The sequence below is a fragment of the Streptomyces sp. LBL genome (genome assembly GCF_029893585.1).
Taxonomy (GTDB): Bacteria; Actinomycetota; Actinomycetes; order Streptomycetales; family Streptomycetaceae; genus Streptomyces.
The window spans coordinates 85282-109747 of record NZ_JARXYX010000018.1 but is presented as its reverse complement, the minus strand read 5'-3'; the positions used below and the strand labels follow the sequence as shown (position 1 = coordinate 109747).

Genomic DNA, 24466 nt, shown 5'->3' with positions numbered 1-24466 from the left:
GGCGTCAACAAGGGAGCGCTGGCAGCGATGGTCCCATGAGTGATGGACTACGTGGTGAACCGAGACAGAGCAGGGGCGCGGGGGCGTGATGACCACGGAGCGGGGCGGTGCATCCAACAGACGGATGAATGAAGCCAGTCGAGATCTGCTCGTCGGTCTCATCCACAGGTTCACGGCCGAAGGACTCGAACGCCGCGTGGCTCTGAGCCAAGTGATGAGGGCTGCGCGCCTCGACGCACAGGAGACCGAGGCCCTGTACGAAGCGGTGACCTTAGCAGAACTGGAGGATGAGCTCGGCGAAGTGGTACCGCCCCTCGCGCAGAGCACGAGGGGCGACCATGGCACCGGCCTCGAGGAAGTTCTTGAAGGCTTGGAACTTTCCGAGGGGGAAGAGGACGCCCCGGACGTGGAGTCCCTTCGGGGAACAGTGCGTGTCGACGACATGGAAGGGGCTCGCCGTAGCGCTCGGGACCTGCTCGCGGCTGACCGAAGGAGAGTGAACCCGCACCGGCGCCTGCTGAGCGCCGAGGAGGAAGTGGGACTCAGCCTCTTGTTCCGCGGTGCCAGAAAAACATCGGAGTCGTTGCCCGAGGGCTACCTGGCGACGCTTTCGCGGGACAGTGAGCCGTACAGGGCTCTGTCCGCGATGGTCATCCATAACCAGCGTCTCGTCCACAGGATCCTGCGTGGCCTGGGGTACCAGCCAGGCGGTTCTGCGTACGAAGATCTTGTACAACACGGCATGATTGGGCTCATCCGGGCCGTAGAGAAGTTCGACGTGTCCTTGGGGTGCAAGTTCTCCACCTATGCCACTTGGTGGATTCGGCAGCGCATCACTCGAGCTGTGGCCAACGAGGGATCGTCCATTCGTCTCCCGGTCCATATATGGGCCGACGTGGAGAAGGTTCGTAAAAGGGAGCGGGCGTTTCTCGATCAAGGGAGAATCCCTAATGTCGATGACCTTGCGTTGGCTTGTGATCTCAGTCCCGAAAAGGTGATGGAGTGTCTGAGGCTGGGGAATCGAGCAATTCTCTCGCTCGAGCAGCCCGTCGGCGAGAGCGCGACCCTCGGAGAGATGGTCGTCGATGAGTTCTACGCGGCGCCGGGACCGGAACAGGCGCTGTGGTACGAATTCGAGCGGCAGGAGCTATTCCAGCTCTTTGATGCGTGTTTATTCACAGAGAGAACCCGGAAAGTCCTTTTGCTGCGTTACGGATTCGTCGATGGCGAATCCTGGACACTGGATGAAATCGGCAAGCGGTTCGGAGTCACGCGCGAGCGTATTCGGCAGATAGAGAAGCGAGCACTGAAGGATCTGAGGATCCAGATGGGGCTGGATTCCGACGACCCTGGCACAGAACGCCGCCGCCGGAAGATCACTCACGAGGCCGCAGAGCGGACCGCACTGCGCCTTGATCTCAAGGCGCAGGAGGGAATTAGAACAGGTGAGTTGGTATCGGGTGAGGGTGTCGGCAAGCTGAGGATGGAAAGAATTTCCAAGAGGAAAGAAGGAACGGTGGCCTCAAGGGGCACAGCAGTTGGTTCGAAACGGCAGGATGAGCCTGTGGAGACGTCAGGCGTCTGGTATCACCGCCCCGGACACGAAGACGGTGGTCGAGAATTCGGCAACGCAGCGGCCTTCGCCTTCGAGGCCGATCTCGAGGTCCTGGCCCGTGAGGCGACCCAGAACAGCCTGGACGAGCGTGACAAGAGCAACGACCGTCCGGTCGAGGTCCGTTACACCTTGCACGAACTCACCGGTGACGCTCTAGCCCGGTTCAAGGCGGCGATCCGCTGGGAGGACCTCCATCCGCACTACGAGGCGGCAGCCGCGCAGGACCAGAAGGTCGGACGTGTCATCAGCGCCGGTCTGCGGGAGATGGACGAGCGAGATCGGCTGGTCCTCCTACGTGTCGACGACTACAACGCCAATGGGCTGACCGGGGACGACTACGACGACGGCCGGTTCGCCGCCGTGGTGCGGCGCCAACTCGAAAGTCGCAAGTCGGATGTGGCGGCCGGCGGTTCATACGGTCTCGGGAAAGCCACACTCTGGGCGACGAGCCGTCTGGGGCTCGTCCTCATGAACTCCACGCTCTCCGAACCGCACGAGGGACGCACAAGTCGGCGGCTGATCGGACGACTCGATTTGCCCTGGCGAGAGGTGGACGGTAGGAGATTCGCCGGCCCCGCCTGGTTGGGCCGGCCGGACCCCGAGGCGGACAACGCAGAGGTTGTTCGTTCCTGGTGGGCTGACGGGAAGACGGTCGAGAATCTACATCTCACCCGCGAGAGCGATGATCCCGGCACGTCCTTCCTGATCGTCGGTGCCCATGACGTAGCCAGCCTCGCCGAGACCGGGCAGCACCAGGAAAGCGACGCAGGCGACGACGATGACAGTCTGGAGCGCATGCACCAGAGGCTTGTTCGCGCGCTCGGCCGCAACTTCTGGGCTGCGATGACAGCGGGGGTCGACAGCCAGCCGCTCCTGGAGGCATCGGTTCGGACACTGCGGAACGGCGTGGAACACCTTGAGGAAGAGCGAGTCGACCCACAAGTGCACCAACCCGCGCGCTCGCGTGCTCTTCAGGCTTTCCTGAGCGGCACCACGGTGGACCGCCTCACTGAAGCGGGTCAGGTGGCGCTCACCACGGTGTCGTTGAAGGTTCCCGAGAAGAATGGTCTCACCGGTACGGCCGGCGAGCACCGGGCAGTTCTCCTCGTGACCGAGGCCACGGACGCCGATGGCAAAATCAACCGGGTGACCGCGATGCGCGGCAACCGCATGACGGTCAAGACCACCTGGGTGCCTGGCCTTCCCGTAGGTACCAATCCGTTCCAAGCAGTTCTGCTCGCGGGCCGAGCGGCGGGGGACGACGCGCCGTTCGCTGCCGAGGCCGAGGAGTTCCTTCGATCCTCCGAACCGCCGGAGCACAACAAGTGGGGTCAGACCGAGGAACTGAGGATGCGTTACTCCCCCTCGGCCCATCGGCGGATCGCAGCGTTGACGTCCGAGACCAACAGGGCCGTGCATGAACTTGTGGCGATCCCCAAGGAAAAGAAACAGAGTGGGACGAGCAAGGTGAGCAAGCGGCTCAGGATTTCGGGTAAGCCCACAGGCAGGGTCAGAGGGACGGTGACGCTTCCGAAACTGGATGACTTGCAGGCCGTGGTCGCCCCTTCCGGCGCGTGGCAGATCACCGCCGAGGTCAAGGTGTCGCCAGGGGGCGAGGTCTGGTCCATGAGCCCTGTAGCCAAAATGGAGGTTCGCTCAGGACCTCGTCCGGTGGTCAAGTGGGCCGAACTTGTTGCTGTCAGCAACTGTGAACTGTCCGACGGCGTCCTACATTTCCCGCCTGGAACCCGCCGTGCTGTTTTCCGAGGTGTCACCGATGTGTCCACACATCCGGTGCGTGCCTCATTGACCGGTCTTGTCGTCGAACTGCAGGAGAGTAAGGGACACATCGCGTGAAGGCCTACCCGTACCCTCGACTGACCGGCGCGGTGACCATGCGGGTCACGGCCGTGCGGCTGCGCGGAACCGACGACAGCCGCGAGCAGTTGGACTCGAGGGGATACTCGGTTGTCGAGCAGGTCGTGGCGCTCGGCAGGGCGGAGCGCGCCGACTGGCAGACCGCACGGCTCACCCTGACCGCGACCGTACCGGTTCGTGAGATCGAGACCAAAGGCCACTGGTCCGATATCTCGGTTGTCGCCGTTCTGACGGAAGGGACCACAAACGCACGCACTGTGGCCTGCTTGGAGCCTGATAAGGCGGGCGTTAGGGATTGGAGCGGGGAGATTGAGCTCGACCGAGACGACCACTTGGACCGCGCGTCCCTCGCCGTGCACGTGGTCGCCAATGTCGGGGGGGTAGCGGGTCGGATCATCGCCTCCACCGATCAGGAGTGGGTGATCGATATGACGGCCAGCACCCCGCTCAGAGATCGCCAGCTCGACGTCAGCACGGTCAGTTTCGCCCGTGGTGCCGAGTGGTTGCGGAATTTCCGGGACGCACCCTGGATCGTGGACACTGCGGGGCGGATGCCCACAGTCCGCCTGAACTCGGATTTCGAAGGCCTCGTCGCGCTCCTGGAAAGCCAGGGGGCGAAGGTGGAGAGCATTGTGAGGGAGATGCTGTTGGCCCAGATGTGCGCCGACGTGTGGACCGCAGTTTTCCACACCGCCATCGGTGACTTGGAGATCGAGGACGACGGGACGCCGCTTTTCCCGCCCGATTGGCGGGGCGCAGTGCTCCGCGAGATGCTCCCGGACATCGTCCCCGGTCGCTCGGCGGAGGATGCCCTGCGCGAGGTGCACATGCGACGCACCGGTGAAGGGAACTGGACGGATCTGCAACCGCGTATCCAGTACGCAGCCGCTCGTCGTGCCGAAGTTCCCAAAGCTTTGGCCGGCGCTGTCCGCGACATCGAACGATTCGACCAGGAGATCCACGCGTGACTTCCCGCCCCGAGCACCTGCCGGAACGGCTTGCTCTGATCTCCGACGTGCAGGCTGCAGAGTTCATGTCCACAGGACTGCTTGAGGGACGCGAGGATGTCCCTTCCATCGCGCTGAACAAGGTCGCCGAGTCGCTGCCGGGCGATGATGTGCGCTTGCGGCTGCACCGGATACGAGACCTGCTCGAAGAAGCCATGAACAGGTTCCGAGACGAGCGCCCCACGGCGGCCGATGCGTGGCTGGCGCCGCGGCTGCACGAAACCCTCCGGTTGACGCGCCGGGAAGCGGCCGAGAAAAGGCTTTGGACGTATATGGCCTTGGGTGTGGCTCCGGACTACGTCGTTTGGCGGCACCTGCCCGAGCCGAAGGCGGACGGCGCACGCGGACGAGTGGCCCGGGACAGGTTCGTCGGTCCGCACCACAAGCAGACATTTGCCCGACTCTGGTGGGCGGCCGAGCTATTCCGTGACGGCCCCGACTATCACCCCGCTGTTGTGGCCTGCGGTAATCAGGACATGCTCAACTCCGCTCTTCGGTTGGACATCGTCGACCATCGTCCAAGTGCCCTTGCTGTCGTCAGACTGATAGAGAGGGGGATTGTGCGCACCGGTCGCGAGGTCAACGCCTTGACGCCCGCGGTGAATGCCGCTGCCGCGACCCTGATGTATGACGTCATCGCCCCGGACGTGGAGCGTGACCGGGAGCCTTTGCGCGACTGGATTGCGGCGGCCGGTTCGGCTCTGCCATCCCCCCGGGACAGTCCTCCCGAGGGCCCGGACGAGGAGCGCGCCCCGGAAGAGGTGGTGCGGAGACTGGTTGCCCACTTCGAGGAACTGTTCGCGGACGCGCCGGTCAGGGGGCGGCCTTCCGACGGGGGCGAGTGACTTTGTGCGAGTTCGGGGGGCATTGGCTCTGATCGCCGCATCCGATGACGCGCAGCTCAGCCGTGGTGGTCGGAGGCACACTGGGCCAAGTGGTTGCGGCCGCCAGCTCCTCGTCCGAGGGAGCATTCCCGCGCAGTGCCCGGCTCAGCACGTGCATGCCGAGCCGGGGTGGCACCGCATTGCCCACCTGCTGCGCCTGGTCGTTTCCCGACCAGGGGAAGTTGTGCGGGAAGGTCTGGAGTACTCCTGATTCGGGAATGGTAAATCGCTCGGATATGGCGGCCTCGTACTCGGTCATGCTTTTGTACACCTTGTTCCGAGAAACCTTCCCGGTGACGGTGAAAGCGGGCTCGGACGACAAGCGTCGACCTCGCTTCTTCGGGTCGCCCCCGGAGCCGTAGTTCGAGACAACGAAGAATCCCATCCTGCCTCCTGTTTTGAGGCGGGACACATCCACGGGTGAACCCTCCAATTTGCTCGCCGCGTCGAGGGCCTCCGCCATGGAGAGCCAGCGCTGCTTGGTCCCGGGAATCCGAGAATTGGTGGGGAACATCTCTGTCCGACCGGCATTCCGTTTGCCACGATGCAGGTCGAAGGGCAGATGAGTCGCTTCGATCGGATCGATGGCCCCGTGTCCCGGGCGCCGGGCGACGAGTACGGCACGTGTGCGAGTCTGCGGCACCCCGAACTGCTCGGTCTTCAACTCCCAGCAGTCGGCCTCGTACTTGACGCCCTTCAGTCTTCCTTCCCCGCCACGCAGGAGCTTCGCGTAGACCTCCCAGAGGGGCAGTGCCGCGGGCACCTGCTCCAGAGCAATTACCTTGTACGGGTCGCGTCCCTCTGTGTCGATCGCTTTGAGGAGCCAGCGCAATGGCTCCAGGACCAAGGCGGTGCGCGAGTCGTCGAGAGCGTGCAGTTCCTCGTCGATTTTCGCTTCATCCTCCCCGTCCACGAGGCGGTAGATGAAATTCTCCACCCTCGTCAGCGCTCGCCGTCCCTTGCCATTCCCGGCGACGGAGAAGGACTGGCAGGGTGGTCCACCGGCCAGGACGTCGACTGTTTCCGGGATCTCGTCGAAGCGGCTCTCGCGCATGACGCTCACATCGGCGTGGATCGTCGGCAGACCCGCCGAGTAACGCGTCTCGCAAGCGTTCCGGTCCCACTCGATCCCGATGCTCTTGAAACCCAGGAAATGCGCGGCCACGTCGAGTCCACCGGGGCCCGCGAAGAGATCCAGGATCCGGATTCCGTCGAGGTGGCGAACCTGTGTTCCCGGGCTGTTCATAGGGGTGAAGTGTAGCCGGCGGTCGAGGGGGCCGGTGTCATCAATGCGCTTGATCACCACCCGCAGCGACCCAGCCACCGACGGTGGGGAAGCTTGTCCCATCTGGCCGGATCAGGCCGTCTTCTTCCCGGTGAACGGGCGGGAGGGCTGGCTGAGGCCACTGTTCGCGAGTATGTGTCCGTGGGCCGAGCCCTGCGCCGCCCGATGGCCATGGCCTGTTGGCGCGACGCAGACCGGTGGGCACCCGCGCGCGGGTCGACGAACCCAATCCGCTCATCTGTCCCCGCCCTTCGTGTGCCGTTTCCGCCTGCTTGCCCTCTCCCGCTCCACATGCGCGGCCACCTGACGCATGACAGCTTCCGGTGACTCGTGTTCCCAGAAGCGCATGACCGTCCAACCTTCAGACACCAACTGCGCGGTAGTCTCCCGGTCCCGCTCGATGTTGCGATCGAGCTTCTGCCGCCACCATTCCGCGTTCGCCTTGGGACTGGTGGCGTGCTCCGGGCAGCCGTGCCAGAAGCAGCCGTCGATCAAGACCGCCAACCTGACCTGCGTGAACGCGATGTCGATCTTTCGCCTAGGCAGGCCCGGTACCGGATAGTGGATCCGGTAGCGGTATCCGGAGGCGTGGAGAAGTCGCCGCACCGCGCGTTCCGCACCGGTGTCCCGGTTGGTCTGCCGGCTCATCCGGGCCGAGACATCAGGGCTGGAGGGGAGCGCAACCTGCATGCTCCCAGTGTCCTATCGCCTCGCCGTGATTTTCCTCTCGGTGGCGACTATCTCACCGGTCAGATAGCCCGAACTGGCGCGAGACCTGCCCACGGCCCGACCACCAATCCACGGATTGAATGCTCAGTTGGAGGCCCCGTGGCAGTCGCCGTACGGCTGTCCCGACCCACACCAACAAACCGCCCCCCGCTCCGGCGGCCAAGCCACCGCCCGTCCCCTCGCCGCCAACGTCGTCGCGTACTGCGGCAGCAGGGAGACGTCCTCCGGGGACGAGGCCTCCGACGCGGCGAAGGCTTCGTAGGACGGGACCGTGCCCGTCACGATGCCCAGGTTGGGGGTGCCGGAGGAGGCCAGTTCGCGGAGGGAGGTTTCTATGGTGGTCAGGTGGGTCTCGTGGGAGGGGTACTCCGACGTGAGCGACGGGTACGCCTCCAGCAGTTCGGAGAGTTCGGCTGCCGGCCAGTGCAGGACCGCTACCGGGAACGGGCGGGAGAGGGCCTCGCGGTAGGTGCCGAGTTCTGCTCGGAGGCGGGAGATCTCCGCTTCCAGTTCCGCCGGGTTGTCCGAGCCGAGGGACCAGACGCGCTTCGGGTCGTGGAGTTCGTCCAGGGACACCGGGGACACGTGCAGGGTGTCCGCCAGTACGTCCCAGTCGTCGTGGGGGAGGCCCAGCATGCGGCGGACCCGGTGGCGGCCGAACAGGAGCGGGTGCATGGAGTACGGGGGCTGCTGGACGTCCGCCAGCAGCAGCCTCGTCCCCTCCGTGAACGTCTCCTGCGCCGCCTCCAGCTCGTCGTGGGATTCCAGTGCCTCCGCGACGATCACCCAGGGGGCCGGGTCGCGGGGGGACGCTGCTCGGACGCCGTCGATGATCGCTCGGGCCTCGGCCTCGTGGCCGTACTCCCAGAGGTTCGAGGCCTTGAGGGCTCGTACCAGATGAGGGTTCTCCAGGCCGTCAGGTGAGGACAGCAGGCGGTCGTAGAGGGTGCTCGCGGCGGGGCGGTCGCCGGCGAGCTCCAGGTGGGCCGCGGCCCGCAGGAGCAGGGCCTCGGCATCCTCGGGATGCAGGCCGGCGGTCCGCTCCAGGCGTGCCGCTTCGGCGGGGTGGTCGACGGTCTCGGCGGGGGTGTCGGGGCGCATGGCAGACACGGTACTGCCGAGAGGTGTCCGAGGAGAGGTATGTGCAGGCCAGGCCTTAGATCTCCGGCACGCTCGGGAGTGTTCTGGAGCGTTCTGGAGGGTTCTGGAGTGTCCTGGTACGCCACGATCTAGAGCGTTACTCCGTCGATCTGCAACGTCTGCACCGCCTTCGCCGCGAACGGGACCGCGACCGACTTGCCGCTGAGGCGGGTGTCCGAGTACGCCCGGTACGTGTCGCCGCCCGTGGTGACCGTGTTCCAGCGCGGGACCAGGCCGCCCGAGCCGCCGGTGACCGTGGTGAAGCGGGAGAGGTCGAAGGTCAGGGTCTGGGCGGAGGCGGAGGTGTTCAGGGCGACGATCACCAGGCGCCTGGCCGAGGCGTCGTAGGCCGCCGCCGCGTTGCTGACGCCGGTGTCGAGGATCCGCATGCCGGGGCGGATGTGGCGGCTGAACTGGGCCATCACGTAGTGCTTGGTCTGGACCGTGGTCGGCTGCAGGGTGTTCGCGTCGTACGCGATCATCGCCCAGCCCGCGGACGGGTCCATGACCTGCCAGTACACCCAGGCGGTGGGGTGCAGCCAGCGGAAGTCGTAGAGCAGGTTGCTCGCCATGGTGAAGCCCGTGCCGTCCTTGTCGCCGGTCTCCGAGTTCCACAGGGCCTTGCCCGACGACGTGACGACGTCCGAGTACAGCAGATCCCGACGGCCGTCCGCACCCTGGTAACCGTGCACGTTCACCCGGTTCACCAGGGCCTTCGTCGACGAGCTGAAGGAACCCCAGGTCGTGCGCGCGAGGTCGTAGCTCGTCTCGTCCGAGGCCGAGATCCTGGTGGCGGTCAGGCCGCGCTTGTCCAACTCGCTGCGCAGGTAGGGGAGTACGGCCGACTGGACGGTCGCGTCCAGGTGGCAGCCCTCCTGCGTGCCGGTCGCCGTCCACCAGGACGACGACGGCTCGTTGAAGGCGTCCACCGTCGCGAAGTTCACGCCCCAGTCGTTCTTCGCGCGCAGCGCCACCGCGGCCAGGTGGGAGGCGTGCTGGCGGTAGTTCCAGGACTGGAGGTTGTTGCCGCCGTCCGAGGCGCCCGACGGGTTGTGGTTGACGCACATCCACCACATCGGGGAGTTCGCGAACAGTTCGGTCGTCGCGCCCCGTGCCGTCGCCTTCAGCAGCATCGCGCGCTGGTGGGCGTCCGCGGTCCAGTCCCAGGCCGAGGACGCGGGGTCCTCGTTGTTCCAGTCCTGCCAGAAGCCCTCGATCTGCTTGTAGGCGGGGATGTTCGGCGAGGCGGTCATCGTCGTGCCGCCCACGCTGTTCCCGCTGCACGCGCCCAGGTTGTAGCGGGCGATGTTCAGACCGAGGCCGGGCAGGGACGTGCCGTTGTACGACACCGACTTGGTGGTGAAGAAGAGGTCGGCGAAGTCGTCGCGGGCGCCGAAGACGTTGGCCCACCAGGCCAGCGAGGTGCCCCAGCCCTCCCATGTGCCGTACGAGGTACCGGGGTTGACGGCGACGGTGGCGTCCGCTCGTGCGGTGCCGGTCGCCAGGGCGCTGCCGAGGAGCGTGCCGCCCGCGGCCGTGAGGAGCGTTCTGCGTCGGATCATGGGTTCTCCGAACTTCGAGTCGAGCGATACCGGTCCCTGAACCGGCAACCGGCAACCGGCAACCGGCAACCGGTCGCCGGGGGCCGGGGGCGGTCGCCGGTTACCGGCCCTGTGGCCTGTCCCGCTGTTGCCCGGAGGCAGGCGCCCCGAGGCTGAAGCCGGGAGGCAGGTGCCGGGAGGCAGGTGCCAGGAGGAGAAGCATCGGGTGTGGCGCGTGAGGTTGTCGAGGGTTCTGTCAGCCCTTTCTCAAACCTGTGGAGGAAGTCCGGTATCCCGAACGGCGGGAAGCCCAGGGCGTGTTCGGGCTGGTTACTTCGACGCCCCGCGCCTATCGTGCGGGCGGCCCCGGTCGAGGAGGCGTACGCATGCGGCTTCACGTCGTGCACCACGGCATCCGGCGCCGACGCGCCCTGCGCCGGCGGGCGCTGTGGACCGGCGGCGAAGTCCTCGTCACCGTCGGGGTCCTGGTGCTGCTGCTCGTCGTGCACCAGCTGTGGTGGACCAACCGGGAGGCCCGGGAAGGCGCCGAGCGGAAGGTGGAGGCGCTGGAGCGGGAGTGGGGCGACGGCCACGGCGGCAACGACACCGGCCGCGGCGACAGCGACACGGGCCTCGGCAACAGTGACAGCGACACGGGCCACGGTGACAGCGACCCCGGCGACGGCGGCAGCGACGGCGGCAGCCGTGATTCCGGTACGTCCGTCACGTCCGCGTCCCCCGGGTCGCCGAGGGAGCGGTACGCCGACGGCGACCGGCCCTCAGGGCCCCGCCGCTCCCAGGCCTACGCCATCCTCACCGTCCCCCGCCTCCACCTCCGGGTCCCCGTCGCCGAGGGCGTCAGCAAGCCGAACGTCCTCAACAAGGGGTACGTCGGCCACTACCCCGGCACCCAACAGCCGGGCCAGGGCGGGAACTTCGCTCTCGCCGGGCACCGCAACACCCACGGCGAGCCCTTCCGGTACATCAACCGGCTGCGGCCGAAGGACACCATCGAGGTCGAGACCAGGGACGCGACCTACACGTACGCCGTCGACCGGGCCCTCCCGCAGACCTCGGCCCGGGACGGGGGCGTGATCCAGCCGATCCCGCGGTCCACGGTCCACCCCGGCCGCGGCTACACCGAGCCCGGCTCCTACCTGACCCTGACGACCTGCACCCCGGAGTACACGTCCAGGTACCGGCTCGTGGTGTGGGCCAAGCTCGCAGAGGTGAGACCGCGCTGACTCACGTCACCTCCGGGGCCCGTCCCCGAGCTCCTCGGTCAGGCCAGGATCGCCCTGTGATCGATCACGGCGATCAGGTATACAGGTATGACCGAGGCAGGATGGACTCAAGTCGGAGGCAGGACGCGAGAGTCCGCGCCCCGGAGGCCGTAAGGCCGCATCAGCCGCAACAGCCGTACGCGCAGGGCCGCAACAGCCGTACGCGCAGGGCCGCAACAGCCGCACGAAGGGAGGGGGCCGGTCGTGATCCGTCGCTGGACCAGTGCCACCGCGGGTCCCGTCGCCGTACTGCTGATCCTGCTCCTTGACCTCGCGCTGCTCGACGCCGGCAGCAGCCTCTCCGTCACCGTCGCGCTCGCCGCGACCGCAGCGGCCGGCTCCGCGCTCGCCGTCTGCGCCCTCCTCGCCTCGCGCACCGCGCCCGCCGTCCCGCCCACCCGGGTGCGTACGGCCATCCGCGACCGCGCTCGCCGTACGGCGTTCCTGCCGCAGCGAGATCCCGACGCCAGGGGGCGCACCCGCCCCCGAGCGCCCGGACACGCCCTCCCGACGACCGTCGCGTAGGGCGCCCTCTTCCAACGAGCTCAGCAAGCCCAACGAGCCCAACGAGCCCAACGAGCGCAACCAGCTCAACGAGCCCAACGGGCCGGGCCCCGCGCGGGTCGTCATGCCGTTCCTCACCACTCCTGGCACGACGAGACCCCCGGAGGGCTCACCCATGTCCGTGTTCATGTCCGCGTTCGCCGACCTGGTCCAGCACCTGGCCGACCTGCTCCAGCCGCTGTTCGGCGCCACCGCGGCCGCCGCTGCGATCGTCCTGTTCACCGCACTCGTAAGACTCCTCGTGCACCCCCTGTCCCGGGCGGCGGCCCGCGGCCAGAAGGCGCGCACCCAACTCCAGCCGAAGATCGCCGAGCTGCGGAAGAAGCACGCGAAGAACCCGGGGAAGCTGCAGCAGGCCGTCCTCGAACTGCACGCCGAGGAAAAGGTGTCGCCGCTGTCCGGCTGCCTGCCGAGCCTCTTCCAGCTGCCCGCGTTCTTCCTGCTCTACCACCTGTTCTCCAACACGACGATCGGCGACCGGACGAACGAACTGCTCACGCACCAGCTGTTCGCCGCACCCCTCGGGCAACGGTGGACGGACGCGCTCGGCGACGGCGGTGGGATGTTCGGGGGCGCGGGTCTCGTGTACGTCGGCCTGTTCGCGCTCGTCTCCGCGGTCGCCGCGTTCAACTACCGCCGTACGAAGTCGATGACGGCCGCCGCTCCGGCGGTGCCCGTGGGGGACGGCGCGCAGCTGCCCGGGATGGGCGCGATGAGCAAGGTCATGCCTCTCATGTCCTTCTTCACGCTGTTCACCGTGGCGGTGGTGCCGCTCGCCGGTTATTCCGTCAATCAACGATCACGATTCCGTCGCCGCTCTCTTCGCCAGTTTTCACCTTGTCGAAGAAATCGGGGATATCCACCCAGAAGGAGTCATCCTCAATCAGTCGCCAGTCCTGGATGTAGCGGGAGTACGCGTTGCCGGCGAGCTCATTCAAGTCCTCAGGCACGTGGCCGCGCACGCAGGGTTCCTTGCCAGTGACGGGCCTGGACGGATCGGAGTCATACACTTGATATTTGCCGTCATCCTCGAGGAGCGGAGTGATTTCGGCACAGAGTGCCCCGTCGGTGCCACCTTGCTTGGTTGAGGCGAAGGGATACTCGTCGCACGAGTCGTCGCGCACTATGTCGGGCCTGCGGACGAACTGGACAGTGCTCTTGGAGCCGCAGGTGTACTCGCGCCTTTCCTTGCCGTTGAGGGCGCGCTGCATCGACTTGCGGAGGCCCCACCCGTCGGGAAGAGCGTGCTGCGCGAAGCCATAGGTTACGGCTGCGGCGCCGTACGTGCTGATCGGCAGCGCCATGTCGGGCGGCGCAATGGTGGGCAGCGCGCATCCCGTGCTCTTGTTTAGTGTGTCGGTGAGATGAAGGACACGGGGGAAGGCCGCCCCTCCGCACCAGAGTGCTCAGAAGGGACGGCTTCCATACGGGGCGGGTCTCAGCATTCGTAGAAGCTGATTTGCCCGTCGCCGTTCTCGTCCACCGAGTCGCCCCAGAAGTTGTTTTCCGACGTCCAGCCGTAGTCGTTGGTGCCCGCGACCCGGACGTACCACCACGTGTTGCCGTAGGAGTTCTTCTTCCAGCACTGGAGGTAGATCAACTTTTCTTGGCCCACCCACCCGACGTTCCAGCATCCGTCCGTGTAGGGCCCGCTCTTGAGGTTGTAGCCGTTATCGTTGTTCCAGTACGTGTACCCGCGCCCTTCCCCGTTGGCCGTGGGAGTCCAGCACTCCGCCTGCGGAGCGGCTTGCGCGGACGGCGCGATCGCGGTGCTGACGCCGAACGCCATGAGGACTGCGAGCAGGATATTCGCGGCCGCCCGGACCGGGCGGTGCTGTGATGTGGTGCTCAGCATGAGGCGGTACCTCTCTGTGGATGAACGGGGCGATATGCGTTGACATGTTGCCTGACATGTCCGTGGGGTTGTTGGCATTGCGTGCACGGTTGTTGGCACTCAGCGCCCGGCCTGCGCCCTGCGGTGCTGGCTTTGGTGGCGGTGGTCGCGTGGTGTGGTGCCGTACAGCGTCTTGAAGGCGCGGCTGAAAGATGTGGGCTCCGCAAAGCCCCAGCGTGCGGCGATCGAGCTGATGGACCGGGCGTCGAGGCGGGGATCGGCCAGGTGCTGCTGGATGAACGCGTTGATCCGGGTGCGCAGGACGGTGTGCTGCGTTTCGATCGGCAGGAGGTCTGGGGTCCGGGCGGCCTGGGCGAGCATGGTGCTGAGCAGGTCCAGGGTGACGCCTGCCAGGCGGGGTGCGTCGCATTCCTCGTACTGGGGCGCGTGGTTCATCAGGTCGGTGAGGTAGTGGCGGAACAGTGCGCCGATGCCTGTCTGTCCCTGGATGCGGGTCAGGGTGAGCCGGTCGAGCGCGTTGGAGTGCAGGGGCAGTTTGCCCCGGGGTATCTGCACGATCAGTGAGGAGACGTCGGGGCGGTCATGGGCGGCGGTTTGGGCCTGGCAGGGTCGGGAGGAGTCGTAGAGCACCAGATCGCCCTCACCGACGTCGACGTGCCGACCCGACTGGCTGAGCCCGACCTCCCCACGGACGGTGAGCCAGAGTTGGCACAGTTCCGGATCGCTCTGCCGGATCATCGCCGGGGTCCGGCGCGCGTGCATGGGCGGGTAGCTTTGCGCGAAGGTCTGGATGTCGCCCAGGTTCAGTGCCTGGGAGCTGGCGAGGAAGTCATCCAGGTGATCGCTGGCAATCGTGGTGCGAAAGTGCGCCTGGAAGACCATGGCTTCTCAGCAGTCGAATCGTTCAGTCCCCGACAGATGTTCCGTCGAAAACGCCGTCCAGATCATTGTCCCGCCAGTCCTCTCCCTGAGGGCCAGTTCCCGCAGCTCCGTTCAGGGACGTCCGCAGACGCCCCGGTCGACCCCGTCAACCGACCGCCAAGCAGGACCAGACCGTCTAAGGAACGCAGGCGTGCAGGCCGCCGTGTTACTGCTACCTGGGCATCAGATCGCCAGGTCCCCCTGGGTGCCCGGAGTCGGCGGCCGGTGCACTGTTGCCCTGGAGTACCTCTTGCCGATAGGTGCTCGGCGGGATCCCGTAGGTCCTACGGAATGCGCGGCTGAATTCGGAAGCGTGGACATAGCCCCAGCGTGCGGCCAGGAAACCGATGGGTTTGTCGGACAGTTGCAGATCGGCGAGGTCCCGGCGGCAGCCCTCCAAGCGCCGCTGCCGGATCCACGCGCTCACGGTGACGCCCTGCGCCTGGAACAGCCGGTGCAGGTACCGCACGGAGATGTGGTGGGCGGTGGCGACCGCGCCGGGCGACAACTGCGGCTCGCCCAGGTTGCGTTCGATGAAGGAGTGGATCCCGGCCATCAGCGTCTGGTGGCGGCTCTCGGGTGGGACGCCGTCTTCGGTGTCCGTGTGGTGGGCGAGAAAAGCGGTGATCAGGTCAACTGTGAGCCCGCCCAGACGTATGGCGTCCCGCGGCCGACAGGAGTCGGACTCCGGTGCCAGGCGTATCAAGAACTGTGACAGGAGGGCCCCCATGCCGCTGTCGCCCGGCAACGGCGCCCCGAGGAGGCGGTCCACCTTCGCCGCTGGGAGGAGAATCGCCGTGCGGGGCACGTTAACGACGATTCCCTCGACTGCACCGCCGTCGTCGTCGGGGAAGGCCGAGGCGTCGCTCGGGTGCGAGCTGTCATACAGCAGAAGGTCCCCGACCGCCACCGACGCGTCGCGCCGGCAACGGGAGATGCTCTGCCGGCCTCTCAGTGTCAGGGCCAGGTGGTACAGCTCGGGATCGGAGCGACGCACCAGCGCAGGCGTGCGACGTGAGCGCAATGACGGATAGGACAGCACCGACACCTGAGCGGCTCCAAGGTCCAGCAGCCGGAAGCAGGCGCGGAAGTCGTCGGCGTGGTCGCTGATGATTTCCGTGGGCGTGAGCGTTTGTGACGTCATCTCCCGCCACCACGCGAAGCGATCGGCTACTGGTAAGTCCTCACTGCGCAACACGGTCTCGATCACGTGACCACCCCCTCCAATCATGTCCTCATCAAGCCATCCAAGGGTAGGGCGGCCGGCCCTGCGTTCGTACGGGGAGAAAGACCATGACGGACAGGCCGTTCACGCCCATTCCATGGCCACCGGTTCCGCCTCGCCGTCGACGGAGATCTCTTCAGGAGGCCCTGTTCTCATGGGCCCAGAGCCCCGCTACCACCCGATCGGGACTCCCGTTCGATGCCCATCTCTCAAGATCGAAAAGACTGAGCCCGCTGATCACTGAGACCACTGAGACCACTGAGACCACTGCGACCACTGAGATCGCTGAGGCCGCTGACCCCTGCCCGTTCGGTCCACTCCGTGAACGGGTATTGCGGACTGGACACGCAGCTTGGAGGATCGACCAGTCATCCGATGGCTGTGCTGCACCCGTCGGCGGACAGCCGGCGATTGAGGGAGATTGGAACCATGAAGCTGCTGCGAGTCGGTACGGCGGGGTCGGAGCGGCCCGCACTGCTCGACGCCGAGGGGGTCCTGCGGGACCTGTCCGGTGTCGTTCCGGACATCGACGGCCCGCTGCTCGCCGACGAGACGGCCCTGAGCCGGATCCGCGACGCCGCCGACGCGGGCACACTGCCCGTCCTGGACCAGGCGGGACTGCGGATCGGGCCGCCGCTGGGCCGTATCGGCAAGATCGTGTGCATCGGGCTGAACTACCACGACCACGCCCGCGAGACCGGGGCCGAGCCGCCGCCGGAGCCGGTGGTCTTCTTCAAGGCCGCGGACACGGTGGTCGGGCCGCACGACACGGTGCTGGTCCCGCGCAAGTCGGTGAAGACCGACTGGGAGGTCGAGCTGGCGGTCGTCATCGGCCGTACGGCTCGGTATGTGGAGTCGGCCGAGGCCGCGCTCGGCCATGTCGCCGGGTACGCCGTCGCACACGACGTGTCCGAGCGGGAGTTCCAGATCGAGCGGGGCGGGACCTGGGACAAGGGGAAGAACTGCGAGACGTTCAACCCGCTGGGGCCGTGGCTGGTGACGGCGGACGAGGTTCCGGATCCGCAGAACCTGTCGCTGAAGCTGTGGGTCAACGGTGAGTTGAAGCAGGACGGGACGACGGCCGAGCAGATCTTCGGCGTCGCCGAAGTCGTGCGGTACGTCAGCCAGTTCATGACGCTCTATCCCGGAGACGTGATCAACACGGGGACGCCGGCGGGCGTTGCCCTGGGGGCCCCCGACCCGAAGCCGTTCCTTCGGGCCGGGGATGTGGTGGAGCTGGAGATCGGCGGGCTCGGCCGTCAGCGCCAGGAGTTCAAGGACGCGTAACGCTCCGCGGGGAGAGCGGGGAACTGCGGTCATTTGTCGGCTGCGGGCCGGTCGTGGCCGGTCGCGCAGTTCCCCGCGCCCCTTAAGGCCCCCTTGGGCCCCCGTCAGGCCAGTACGTCCGCGAGTCGGCGCCAAGCTGCCCTCGGCAGGGAGTCCCGGGGCTCGTCGTTCACCACCTGGAGTGCCACGTGGTCCGCGCCCGCGTTGAGGAACGCGTCGATGCGGGTGCGGATCGCCGACTCGTCGCCCCAGGCGAACAGCGCGTCGATCAGACGGTCGCTGCCGCCGTCCGTGAAGTCGTCCTCCGCGAAGCCGTGGCGGAGGAAGTTGTTGGTGTAGTTGGGGAGGTTGAGGTAGATGGCGAGGGCCTCGCGGGCCAGGGAACGGGCCCGGGTCGGGTCCGACTCCAGGACCACCCCCAACTCGGGGGCCAGGAGCGGGGCTTCGCCCAGGATCTCGCGGGCGTAAGCGGTGAACTCGGGGGTGACCAGATACGGGATCGAGCCGGCGGCGCGGTCGCGGGCCAGCTTCAGGGACTTCGGGCCGAGAGCCGCCAGGAGGCGACGGTCGGCCGGTACGCCCGCCCCGTCCAGGCCGTCGAGGTGGGCGACGAGCGCCGAGTACGGGCGGCGGTACTGGTCCGCGATCTTGGCGTGGCTGACGCCGAGGCCCAGGAGGAAGCGCCCGGGGTGGGCCCCCTCCAGGTCGGCGAGGGCGGCCGCGGTGTCGGCGGGCTCGTGCTCCCAGATGCTCTGGATGCTGGTGGCGACGGTGATCCGCGAGGTCGCCGCCACCAGCGGGACGGCGTTGGCGACGAAGCTGTTGCCGCCCAGCCAGATCGCGCCGTACCCGAGCTGCTCCAACTCGGCCGCGGCCTCGGCCAGTTCATCGCGCCGGGCCGGGTCCTCGGAACGCAGGCCGGCGCTCCAGATGCCGTACCGTCCGACGGCTTTCTTCACGGCGTCACTCATCAGTTCGGTCCCTCCGGTCGGGGTGCAGTACATACGTACCAATCGGAGGGTACCTCCGGATCTTCCCGTCAGGGCAACCAGCCAGAGCTCCCGTCAGAGCTCCCGTCAGAGCTCCAGTCAGAGCTCCAGGAACTGTTCCAGCGCTTCTACGACGAACCGGTGGTCCTGCAACTGCGGCAGCCCGGAGACGGTCACCGCGCCGATCACGCCCACACCCTCGACGGTGATCGGGAAGGAGCCGCCGTGGGCCGCGTACGTGTCCGGGTCCAGGCGCGAGGACTCCTCGAACGTCGTGCCCTTGGCGCGGCAGCGGGCGCCGACCAGGTAGGAGGCGGAGCCGTAACGCTCCACGACCCGGCGCTTGCGGGCGATCCAGACGTCGTTGTCGGGGGCCGAACCGGGCAGGGCCGCGTGGAAGAGCTGCTGGCCGGCGCGGTGGATGTCGATGGCGACCGGTGCCTGCCGCTCCCGGGCCAGGCCGACCAGCAGCGAGCCCAGCGCCCACGCGTCTTCGTAACTGAACTGCCGGAAGACCAGGCGGCGTTCCTGCGCCTCCAGTTCCTCCAGTGGCGGGGTGAGCTCCGGGTGGAACTTCGGGGTGATCCCCGGGTTGTGCGTCACAGCTTTACCACCACTCCGTCGCGGGCCGAACGGCGTGCCGCCTCCAGAACGTCGAGGGCGGCGGCCGCCTCCAGCGCGGTCACCGGGTTGGCGCCGCCGTCGGTGAGGGCCCTGGCCACGGCCGCATAGTAAGCGGGGTAGTCACCGGGCAGCGTCGGTACGGGACGGCCGGCGCCGGTCAGCGGGGACTCTCCCCCAAAGGGGGGACCCCCAGCGCCGACCCGGCCCCACAGGTCCTCGGGTTCCCGGCCCCACAGGTCCTCGGGTTCCCGGCCCCACTCGGCCGTCGTGGCGGCTGTCGTGCCGGTTGTCGTGCCCACCGTCGCGTCGGCTGTCGCGTCGGCTGTCGCGTCGGCTGTCGCGTCGGCTGTCGCGTCGGAAGTCGTGCCCGGGCGCTTCCCCTCCTTCAGGTCCGCCTCCTGCGGGTCGAGGCCGTACTTCACATAACCGGCCTTGGACCCCAGCACCCGGAAACGGGGGCCGAGTTGGGCGGTGGTGGCGGAGGCGTACAGGTGGGAGCGGGCGCCGCTCGCGTGCGTGAGCGCGATGAAGGTGTCGTCGTCGGTCTCCGCGCCCGGGCGGCGGATGTCCGACTCGGCGTACACGGAGACGACCGGGCCGAGGAGAACCAGCGCCTGGTCGACGATGTGGCTGCCGAGGTCGTACAGCAGACCTCCGATCTCTGCCGGGTCGCCGGACTCCCGCCAGCCGCCCTTCCGCTGCGGACGCCAGCGTTCGAAGCGGGACTCGAAGCGCCATACGTCGCCCAGTTCGCCGTCCGCGAGGAGCTTACGGAGGGTCAGGAAGTCGTTGTCCCAGCGGCGGTTCTGGAAGACGGAGAGGAGCAGGCCGCGCTCGTCCGCCAGGGCGGCCAGCTCGCGCGCCTCGGCGGCCGTACCGGCGACCGGCTTGTCGACCACGACCGGCAGGCCGGCCTTCAGGGCGGCGGTGGCGAGCGGGACGTGCGTCCGGTTCGGGGACGCGATGACCACCAGGTCCAGGTCGCCGGCCCGGTCGAACAGCTCGTCCGGGGTCGCGACCGCGCGCACGTCCGGGAACTCGGCGCGGGCCTGCCGCTGCCGCTCGGGGTTGGACGTGACCACCGTGTCGAGGGCGAGGCCCTCGGTGGCGGCGATCAGCGGGGCGTGGAAGACGGACCCGGCGAGGCCGTAGCCGACGAGGCCCACGCGGAGGGAGGTACCAGCCGTACCAGTCGTACCAGTCATACGTCCCACTTTCGCAACGCTGTTGCCAAAGTGCAAGCGGCGGGGAGAATGGTGGCGTGAACAGGGCGAGAAGCGGCGGGGCAGGTGGTGGCGGCACGGAGGGCGGCACGGAGGGTGGTACGGAAGGCGCGGCGACGGGTGGTGTGAAGGGTGGCGCAGGCGCGGGGACGGGCGCGGAGTCCAGTACGGGCGCGGGCGCGGGTACGGGTACGGGTACGGGCGCAGGTACGAGTACGAGTGCGAGTGCGAGTACGGGTGCGATGAATGGCATGAGGGGGAAGGGAGCGATGGGGGCGGCGGTCGGCGTGAACCTGTTCGCGTTGCGCAGCCACAACACCGCGCTCGTCCTCGATCTGCTGCGCACGGCGGGTGCGCGGGGCATCAGCCGGCTCGAACTCGCCGAGCGGACCGGGCTCACCCCGCAGGCGGTCAGCAAGATCACCGCACGGCTGCGGGAGGCCGGACTGGCCGCGGAAGCGGGACGCCGGGCGTCCACGGGCGGCAAGCCGCGCACCGTCCTGCGGCTGGTGCCGGAGGCCGGGCACGCGGCCGGGGTGCACCTCGACCGGGACGAGCTGCGGGCCGTGCTCGTCGATCTCACCGGGACCGTGGTGGGGCAGCGGCGGGCCGCGCTGGATCTGGGGGCGGGGGCGGACGCAGTGGTGACGGCGGTGGCCCAGGAGACGGAGCAACTGGTGAGGGACGCGCTCGGGACCGCTGCCGCCGGGTCGCTCGCGACGGTCGGCTCCCTGCTCGGGCTCGGCGTCGCGCTGCCGGGTCCGCTCGACCACACCCAGGGGGTCCTGCACCGCGTCACCGGGTTTCCCGAGTGGGACGGGTTTCCGCTGCGGGACGCCCTGGCGGAGCGGCTGGGCGTGCCGGTGGTCGTCGACAAGGACACGAACGCCGCCGCGCTGGGGCTCGCGGTGGGCGGTGAGGGCGGGTCCTTCGCCTATCTGCACCTCGGTACGGGGCTCGGGGCGGGGCTGGTGATCGGCGGGAGCCTGCATCGGGGGGCGCGGACCGGGGCGGGGGAGTTCGGACACCAGGTCATTCAGCTGGACGGGCCGGTGTGCGGCTGCGGGAACCGGGGGTGCGTGGAGGCCCTGTGTCTGGGGGCGGTGGCGCGGCGGGAGGTGGGGGAGGCGGCGCGGGTGCTGGGGGAGGCGGCGGCGAATCTGGTGGGGTTGCTGGATATCGACCTGGTGTTGCTGGGGGGCCGGACGGTGACTGCGGATCCGTCGGCTTTCGTACGGGGGGTCGGCGCGGTGTTGGCGGCGCGGGCCCGGCGTGAGGGGGGACGGGAGGGGAGTCGGGAGGGTGGCGTGCCCGTGCGGGTTGCCTCCGGCGGGGTGTGGGGGGTCGCGGAGGGGGCGGCTCAGTTGCTGTTGGCGCCGGTGTTCGGGCGGGGGGACGGGTAGGGACGCCCGCAGCCGATGCCCCCAGCCCGCCAATCGGGCGGCATCGCGCGTCCATCCGGTGAACCCGGTCGGGGCGGCGCCGATCATCAGGTGCTCCCACCCGGCATGGTCATGTGTTTATGCGACGACTGCCTATGTCTGCTCTGCTCTGCCTCGCGGTAGCCGCCGGCGTTCAGCTTCCGCTCGTGAGTCCGGCGTATGCCGATTCCTGCGCGGATGCGTCCGAGGGGCGGGACTTTCCGCTCACGGCTCGGATTCACGGGGGGCCCGACTCCTATGAGGCCGGGGGCGGATACGGCGTCTGGTATCTCGACCTGACCAACACCACCAGCCTGAGCTGCGGGAACATCCACCCGGTGATCGTCCTCGTCGACGAGCGGCGGGCTCTCGAACCCGGGCAGCCCCACCTGGAGTTCTACGAGGAGACAGCAGACGGCGCCCGTACGCACTCCGTCCCGTTCGAGCGGACCGACTCCGACGAGCTGGTCGGAGTCTTCGCCGGGGAGAAGGACCGGTTCCCCGGGTTCACCGTCGGGCCGGGGAAGACGCTCAGCGTGAAGGTACGCCTCGCGGTCGGCTCGGACGCCGTACCGAACCACGTCACCGCCAACGCGGCCGTCGTACAACGGCATGAGGACGACGGCGACTGGGTGGGGCAGTCGAACGACTACCTGTTCGGGATCGACATCGAGGCGGACGCTCCGATCCCGATCCCGAACCTGGTGCCGTCACCGTCACCGTCACCGTCACCGTCGGCGTCGCCGACCCCGGGCCCCGACGCCACCGCACCGGACCCCAGCCGGCTCCCCGGTGCCGACGAACTCGCCGGCACCGGAACCGGCCCCGGCCCGACCGCCGAAGCCATCGCGGCCGCCCTCGCCCTCCTCCTCGTCACCACCGGCACCCTGCTGCTGACCCGCCGCAGACGCCGCTGACCGACCCCGGACCCCGCGCCCACTCTCCTGCTGGGAGGGCCTTCTTCTTTGCCGCGGATGTGCGGCGGATGTGCCGCGGATTCCCCGCGATCAGACGTAGTCGATCAGGTCCGCAATCGAGTTCACGACCTTCGAAGGCCCGTACGGGAAGCGGTCCACTTCGCCCGGCTGGGTCACTCCAGTCATGACGAGGAAGGTCTGCATACCGGCCTCAAGGCCCGCCAGTACATCCGTGTCCATCCGGTCGCCGATCATGGCCGAGGTCTCCGAGTGAGCCCCGATCGCGTTCAGCCCGGCGCGCATCATCAGCGGGTTCGGCTTGCCGACGAAGTACGGCTTCTTGCCGGTCGCCGCGGTGATCAGTGCCGCGACAGCCCCTGTGGCGGGAAGTGCACCCTCAGTGGAAGGCCCCGTCTCGTCGGGGTTCGTGGCGATGAAGCGGGCGCCGTTGTTGATCAGCCGGACCGCCTTCGTCATGGCCTCGAAGGAATAGGTCCGAGTCTCACCCCGAACCACCAAACCGTAGTTCGAACAGATTCGATTACCCTGACCCCCGAACCGGAACGAAAGAATCCACATGGGGATAGTAGTCGGCGGGTACGCCCCGGCTGCGTAAGGTCAACACGCCAAGCCCCGGCAAGTTTGGGCAAGTTCCTCGCATCGTAGCGAAGGCGCAGGCAAGCTCTGGCATGGGAAGTATCACCGGCGAGGTAGGAGGACATCACGGCCTTGCGCATGCTCGGTAAGGACCCGAACAGCCCTGACGGCAACTCGCCCACCATCTACGTGGACGACGAGACGGACAGGTACCTCGTCCAGGGGTTCAAGGTTCTGGACAAGGAGCGGCTCGGTCAGATGGACATCCCCGAGCACGAGACGGTGGTAGAGATCCCGCGCTATATGGTGCAGTTCTTCCTGCCTAGCGACAGGGAGCCTGCCGCCAAGGACGCCGAGCCGGAGGAGAAGAAGGTTGTCGAGTCCCCCGACGTTTAAGGAACTGTTCCGCGACTGCCAGAGGACAGCCGTCCACCTGGAAGCCCGCGACGCCTACAGCAAGACGGACTCGACCTTCGTCGACTGGAAGGCCGGCAGGCACATCGACCCGGCCGAGCGGTGGGCCGCCTGGCACACGATCGTCTCGGAGGCGGTCTCGCGGGGTGTCGAGGTACGTCGGGCCCGCATCGTGTCGACACCCGTGAGTGAGTACATCCGCTTCGAGCACGAGGTGACAGACGGGCTCAACATCGCGGCGGGCGAGCAGGTGCGATGGCTCCCCCGGCGGAACGCTTCGGACCTGCTCGTGCCGGGCAACGACTTCTGGCTGTTCGACTCCCGGCTGACGTACCTGAACCACTTTGACGGAGAGGGCGAGCCGACAGAGCCCGAGATCACCGAAGACCCCGAGATCGCGAAGCTCTACGAGTCAGCCTTCGAGGTCATGTGGGACAGGGCGACACCGCACGCAGACTTCGAAGCGCACTGAGCACCTCACATAGGACCGTCACCCGAAAATGGAACCGGCATCTTCGAGCGCACAGGAAGCCCGGAAGGCGCTCGGAAAACGCCTCGCTGAAATCCGGATAGCGGCCGGACTCACCAAACGAGCCCTCTCTGCGGATCTGGGCTGGCACGAATCAAAGGCATCGCGCTTCGAGAGCGGCACACGCGCGCCCTCGGAGCGCGACCTTCGTGATTGGTGCAGGGTCTGCGGCGCAGAGGGCCAGGCAGAGGATCTCGTCATGACAGCCCGCGGAATCGAGGGCATGTACATCCAGTGGCGAGAAATGGAGGGCCACGGACTCAAGTGGGCCCAGCAATCAGCCCTCCCTCTGTGGGATCGCACTCAACACTTCCGCTTCTACTCGCCGTGGCTCATCCCTGGGCCGGTGCAAACGGCTTCTTACATCAAGGCGTTGTTGACCTCCATCCGCGACCGTCGTGGCCTGAAGGACGATGTGGACGCGGCTGTTGAGGTCCGCCTGGAGAAGCAGAGGATCGTTTACACACCGCGCACGTTCGTGATCATCCTGGAGGAGAGCACCCTCTACAACCGCCGAGGCCGCAGGAGGCCGGAGGAT

Annotated in this window: 21 protein-coding genes and 4 pseudogenes; 13 read left to right on the top strand and 12 right to left on the bottom strand. The window is 67.6% G+C overall.

Features of this window, described 5'->3' with window-relative positions:
* Window positions 1–88 precede the first annotated feature (88 nt).
* From M2271_RS42555 to M2271_RS22270, 4 genes and pseudogenes are all read left to right on the top strand, one after another.
* Window positions 89–1315, top strand: a pseudogene (locus tag M2271_RS42555) (sigma-70 family RNA polymerase sigma factor); the annotation flags it as partial.
* Between the two features lie 90 nt (window positions 1316–1405).
* Window positions 1406–3472, top strand: a complete 2067-nt coding sequence (locus M2271_RS22280) for a transcriptional regulator (protein ID WP_280889130.1) — start codon at window positions 1406–1408, stop codon at window positions 3470–3472.
* Window positions 3469–4461 (top strand): hypothetical protein, encoded by a 993-nt coding sequence (locus M2271_RS22275; RefSeq protein ID WP_280889047.1) that lies wholly within the window; start codon window positions 3469–3471, stop codon window positions 4459–4461. The genes M2271_RS22280 and M2271_RS22275 overlap by 4 nt, the downstream gene beginning before the upstream one ends.
* Window positions 4458–5345, top strand: a complete 888-nt coding sequence (locus M2271_RS22270; RefSeq protein WP_280889046.1) for a DUF6339 family protein — start codon at window positions 4458–4460, stop codon at window positions 5343–5345. The genes M2271_RS22275 and M2271_RS22270 overlap by 4 nt, the downstream gene beginning before the upstream one ends.
* Here the strand turns inward: M2271_RS22270 and M2271_RS22265 are convergent.
* From M2271_RS22265 to M2271_RS22250, 4 genes are all read right to left on the bottom strand, one after another.
* Window positions 5314–6687: a DNA cytosine methyltransferase gene (locus tag M2271_RS22265; protein WP_280889045.1), complete on the bottom strand. Its 1374-nt coding sequence runs from the start codon at window positions 6685–6687 to the stop codon at window positions 5314–5316. The two genes, M2271_RS22270 and M2271_RS22265, sit on opposite strands and share 32 nt — an antisense overlap.
* A 216-nt stretch (window positions 6688–6903) precedes the next feature.
* Window positions 6904–7359, bottom strand: a complete 456-nt coding sequence (locus tag M2271_RS22260) for a very short patch repair endonuclease (protein ID WP_280889044.1) — start codon at window positions 7357–7359, stop codon at window positions 6904–6906.
* Window positions 7360–7482: 123 nt separating this feature from the next.
* The gene (locus M2271_RS22255) at window positions 7483–8499 is read right to left on the bottom strand and encodes an SEC-C domain-containing protein (RefSeq protein WP_280889043.1); all 1017 of its coding nucleotides are present in this window, start codon (window positions 8497–8499) and stop codon (window positions 7483–7485) included.
* A 128-nt stretch (window positions 8500–8627) separates the two neighbouring features.
* Window positions 8628–10100, bottom strand: a complete 1473-nt coding sequence (locus tag M2271_RS22250; RefSeq protein ID WP_280889042.1) for a glycoside hydrolase — start codon at window positions 10098–10100, stop codon at window positions 8628–8630.
* A gap of 365 nt (window positions 10101–10465) precedes the next feature.
* Between M2271_RS22250 and M2271_RS22245 the strand changes: the two genes are divergently transcribed.
* From M2271_RS22245 to yidC, 3 genes and pseudogenes are all read left to right on the top strand, one after another.
* On the top strand, window positions 10466–11323 hold the full coding sequence (locus tag M2271_RS22245; protein ID WP_280889041.1) for a class E sortase: 858 nt from the start codon (window positions 10466–10468) through the stop codon (window positions 11321–11323).
* A gap of 243 nt (window positions 11324–11566) precedes the next feature.
* Window positions 11567–11887, top strand: a complete 321-nt coding sequence (locus M2271_RS22240; RefSeq protein WP_280889040.1) for a DUF6412 domain-containing protein — start codon at window positions 11567–11569, stop codon at window positions 11885–11887.
* 166 nt (window positions 11888–12053) lie between these two features.
* A pseudogene (gene yidC / locus M2271_RS22235) lies at window positions 12054–12704 on the top strand (membrane protein insertase YidC); the annotation flags it as partial.
* A 10-nt stretch (window positions 12705–12714) separates the two neighbouring features.
* On the opposite strand, the gene M2271_RS22230 reads toward yidC, so the two are convergent.
* From M2271_RS22230 to M2271_RS22215, 4 genes are all read right to left on the bottom strand, one after another.
* Window positions 12715–13230 carry a hypothetical protein gene (locus M2271_RS22230; RefSeq protein WP_280889135.1) on the bottom strand — a complete coding sequence of 172 codons (516 nt, stop codon included), beginning with the start codon at window positions 13228–13230 and terminating at the stop codon, window positions 12715–12717.
* A gap of 134 nt (window positions 13231–13364) precedes the next feature.
* Window positions 13365–13781, bottom strand: a complete 417-nt coding sequence (locus M2271_RS22225) for a hypothetical protein (protein ID WP_280889039.1) — start codon at window positions 13779–13781, stop codon at window positions 13365–13367.
* A 99-nt stretch (window positions 13782–13880) separates the two neighbouring features.
* A complete protein-coding gene (locus M2271_RS22220; RefSeq protein WP_280889038.1) occupies window positions 13881–14663 on the bottom strand; it encodes a helix-turn-helix domain-containing protein in 783 nt (260 codons plus the stop codon).
* Window positions 14664–14874: 211 nt separating this feature from the next.
* Window positions 14875–15912, bottom strand: a complete 1038-nt coding sequence (locus M2271_RS22215; protein WP_280889037.1) for a helix-turn-helix domain-containing protein — start codon at window positions 15910–15912, stop codon at window positions 14875–14877.
* Between the two features lie 444 nt (window positions 15913–16356).
* On the opposite strand from M2271_RS22215, the gene M2271_RS22210 reads away from it, so the two are divergent.
* Entirely contained in the window at window positions 16357–17214 is an 858-nt protein-coding gene (locus M2271_RS22210) for a fumarylacetoacetate hydrolase family protein (RefSeq protein WP_280889036.1), read from the top strand.
* Window positions 17215–17318: 104 nt separating this feature from the next.
* On the opposite strand, the gene M2271_RS22205 is transcribed toward M2271_RS22210, so the two are convergent.
* The 3 genes from M2271_RS22205 to M2271_RS22195 all read right to left on the bottom strand — a co-directional run bounded on the left by M2271_RS22205 (window position 17319) and on the right by M2271_RS22195 (window position 20032).
* Window positions 17319–18185, bottom strand: coding sequence for an LLM class F420-dependent oxidoreductase (locus M2271_RS22205; RefSeq protein WP_280889035.1), 867 nt, complete (start codon window positions 18183–18185; stop codon window positions 17319–17321).
* Window positions 18186–18302: 117 nt separating this feature from the next.
* Window positions 18303–18806, bottom strand: coding sequence for a heme-degrading domain-containing protein (locus tag M2271_RS22200; protein WP_280889034.1), 504 nt, complete (start codon window positions 18804–18806; stop codon window positions 18303–18305).
* The gene (locus M2271_RS22195) at window positions 18803–20032 is read right to left on the bottom strand and encodes a Gfo/Idh/MocA family oxidoreductase (RefSeq protein ID WP_280889033.1); all 1230 of its coding nucleotides are present in this window, start codon (window positions 20030–20032) and stop codon (window positions 18803–18805) included. Before M2271_RS22195 ends, M2271_RS22200 begins: the two co-directional genes overlap by 4 nt.
* 269 nt (window positions 20033–20301) lie before the next feature.
* On the opposite strand from M2271_RS22195, the gene M2271_RS22190 reads away from it, so the two are divergent.
* Entirely contained in the window at window positions 20302–21453 is a 1152-nt protein-coding gene (locus M2271_RS22190; RefSeq protein WP_280889032.1) for an ROK family transcriptional regulator, read from the top strand.
* Window positions 21454–21572: 119 nt separating this feature from the next.
* The gene (locus M2271_RS22185; protein ID WP_280889031.1) at window positions 21573–22388 is read left to right on the top strand and encodes a hypothetical protein; all 816 of its coding nucleotides are present in this window, start codon (window positions 21573–21575) and stop codon (window positions 22386–22388) included.
* A gap of 90 nt (window positions 22389–22478) precedes the next feature.
* Here the strand turns inward: M2271_RS22185 and M2271_RS22180 are convergent.
* A pseudogene (locus M2271_RS22180) lies at window positions 22479–22904 on the bottom strand (HAD hydrolase-like protein); the annotation flags it as partial.
* 219 nt (window positions 22905–23123) lie between these two features.
* Here M2271_RS22180 and M2271_RS22175 point away from each other — a divergent pair.
* The 3 genes and pseudogenes from M2271_RS22175 to M2271_RS22165 form a co-directional block, all read left to right on the top strand.
* Window positions 23124–23381: a hypothetical protein gene (locus tag M2271_RS22175; RefSeq protein WP_280889129.1), complete on the top strand. Its 258-nt coding sequence runs from the start codon at window positions 23124–23126 to the stop codon at window positions 23379–23381.
* Window positions 23359–23871, top strand: a complete 513-nt coding sequence (locus M2271_RS22170) for a DUF6879 family protein (protein ID WP_280889030.1) — start codon at window positions 23359–23361, stop codon at window positions 23869–23871. Before M2271_RS22175 ends, M2271_RS22170 begins: the two co-directional genes overlap by 23 nt.
* Window positions 23872–23899: 28 nt before the next feature.
* Window positions 23900–24394, top strand: a pseudogene (locus M2271_RS22165) (Scr1 family TA system antitoxin-like transcriptional regulator); the annotation flags it as partial.
* Between the last annotated feature and the right edge of the window lie 72 nt (window positions 24395–24466).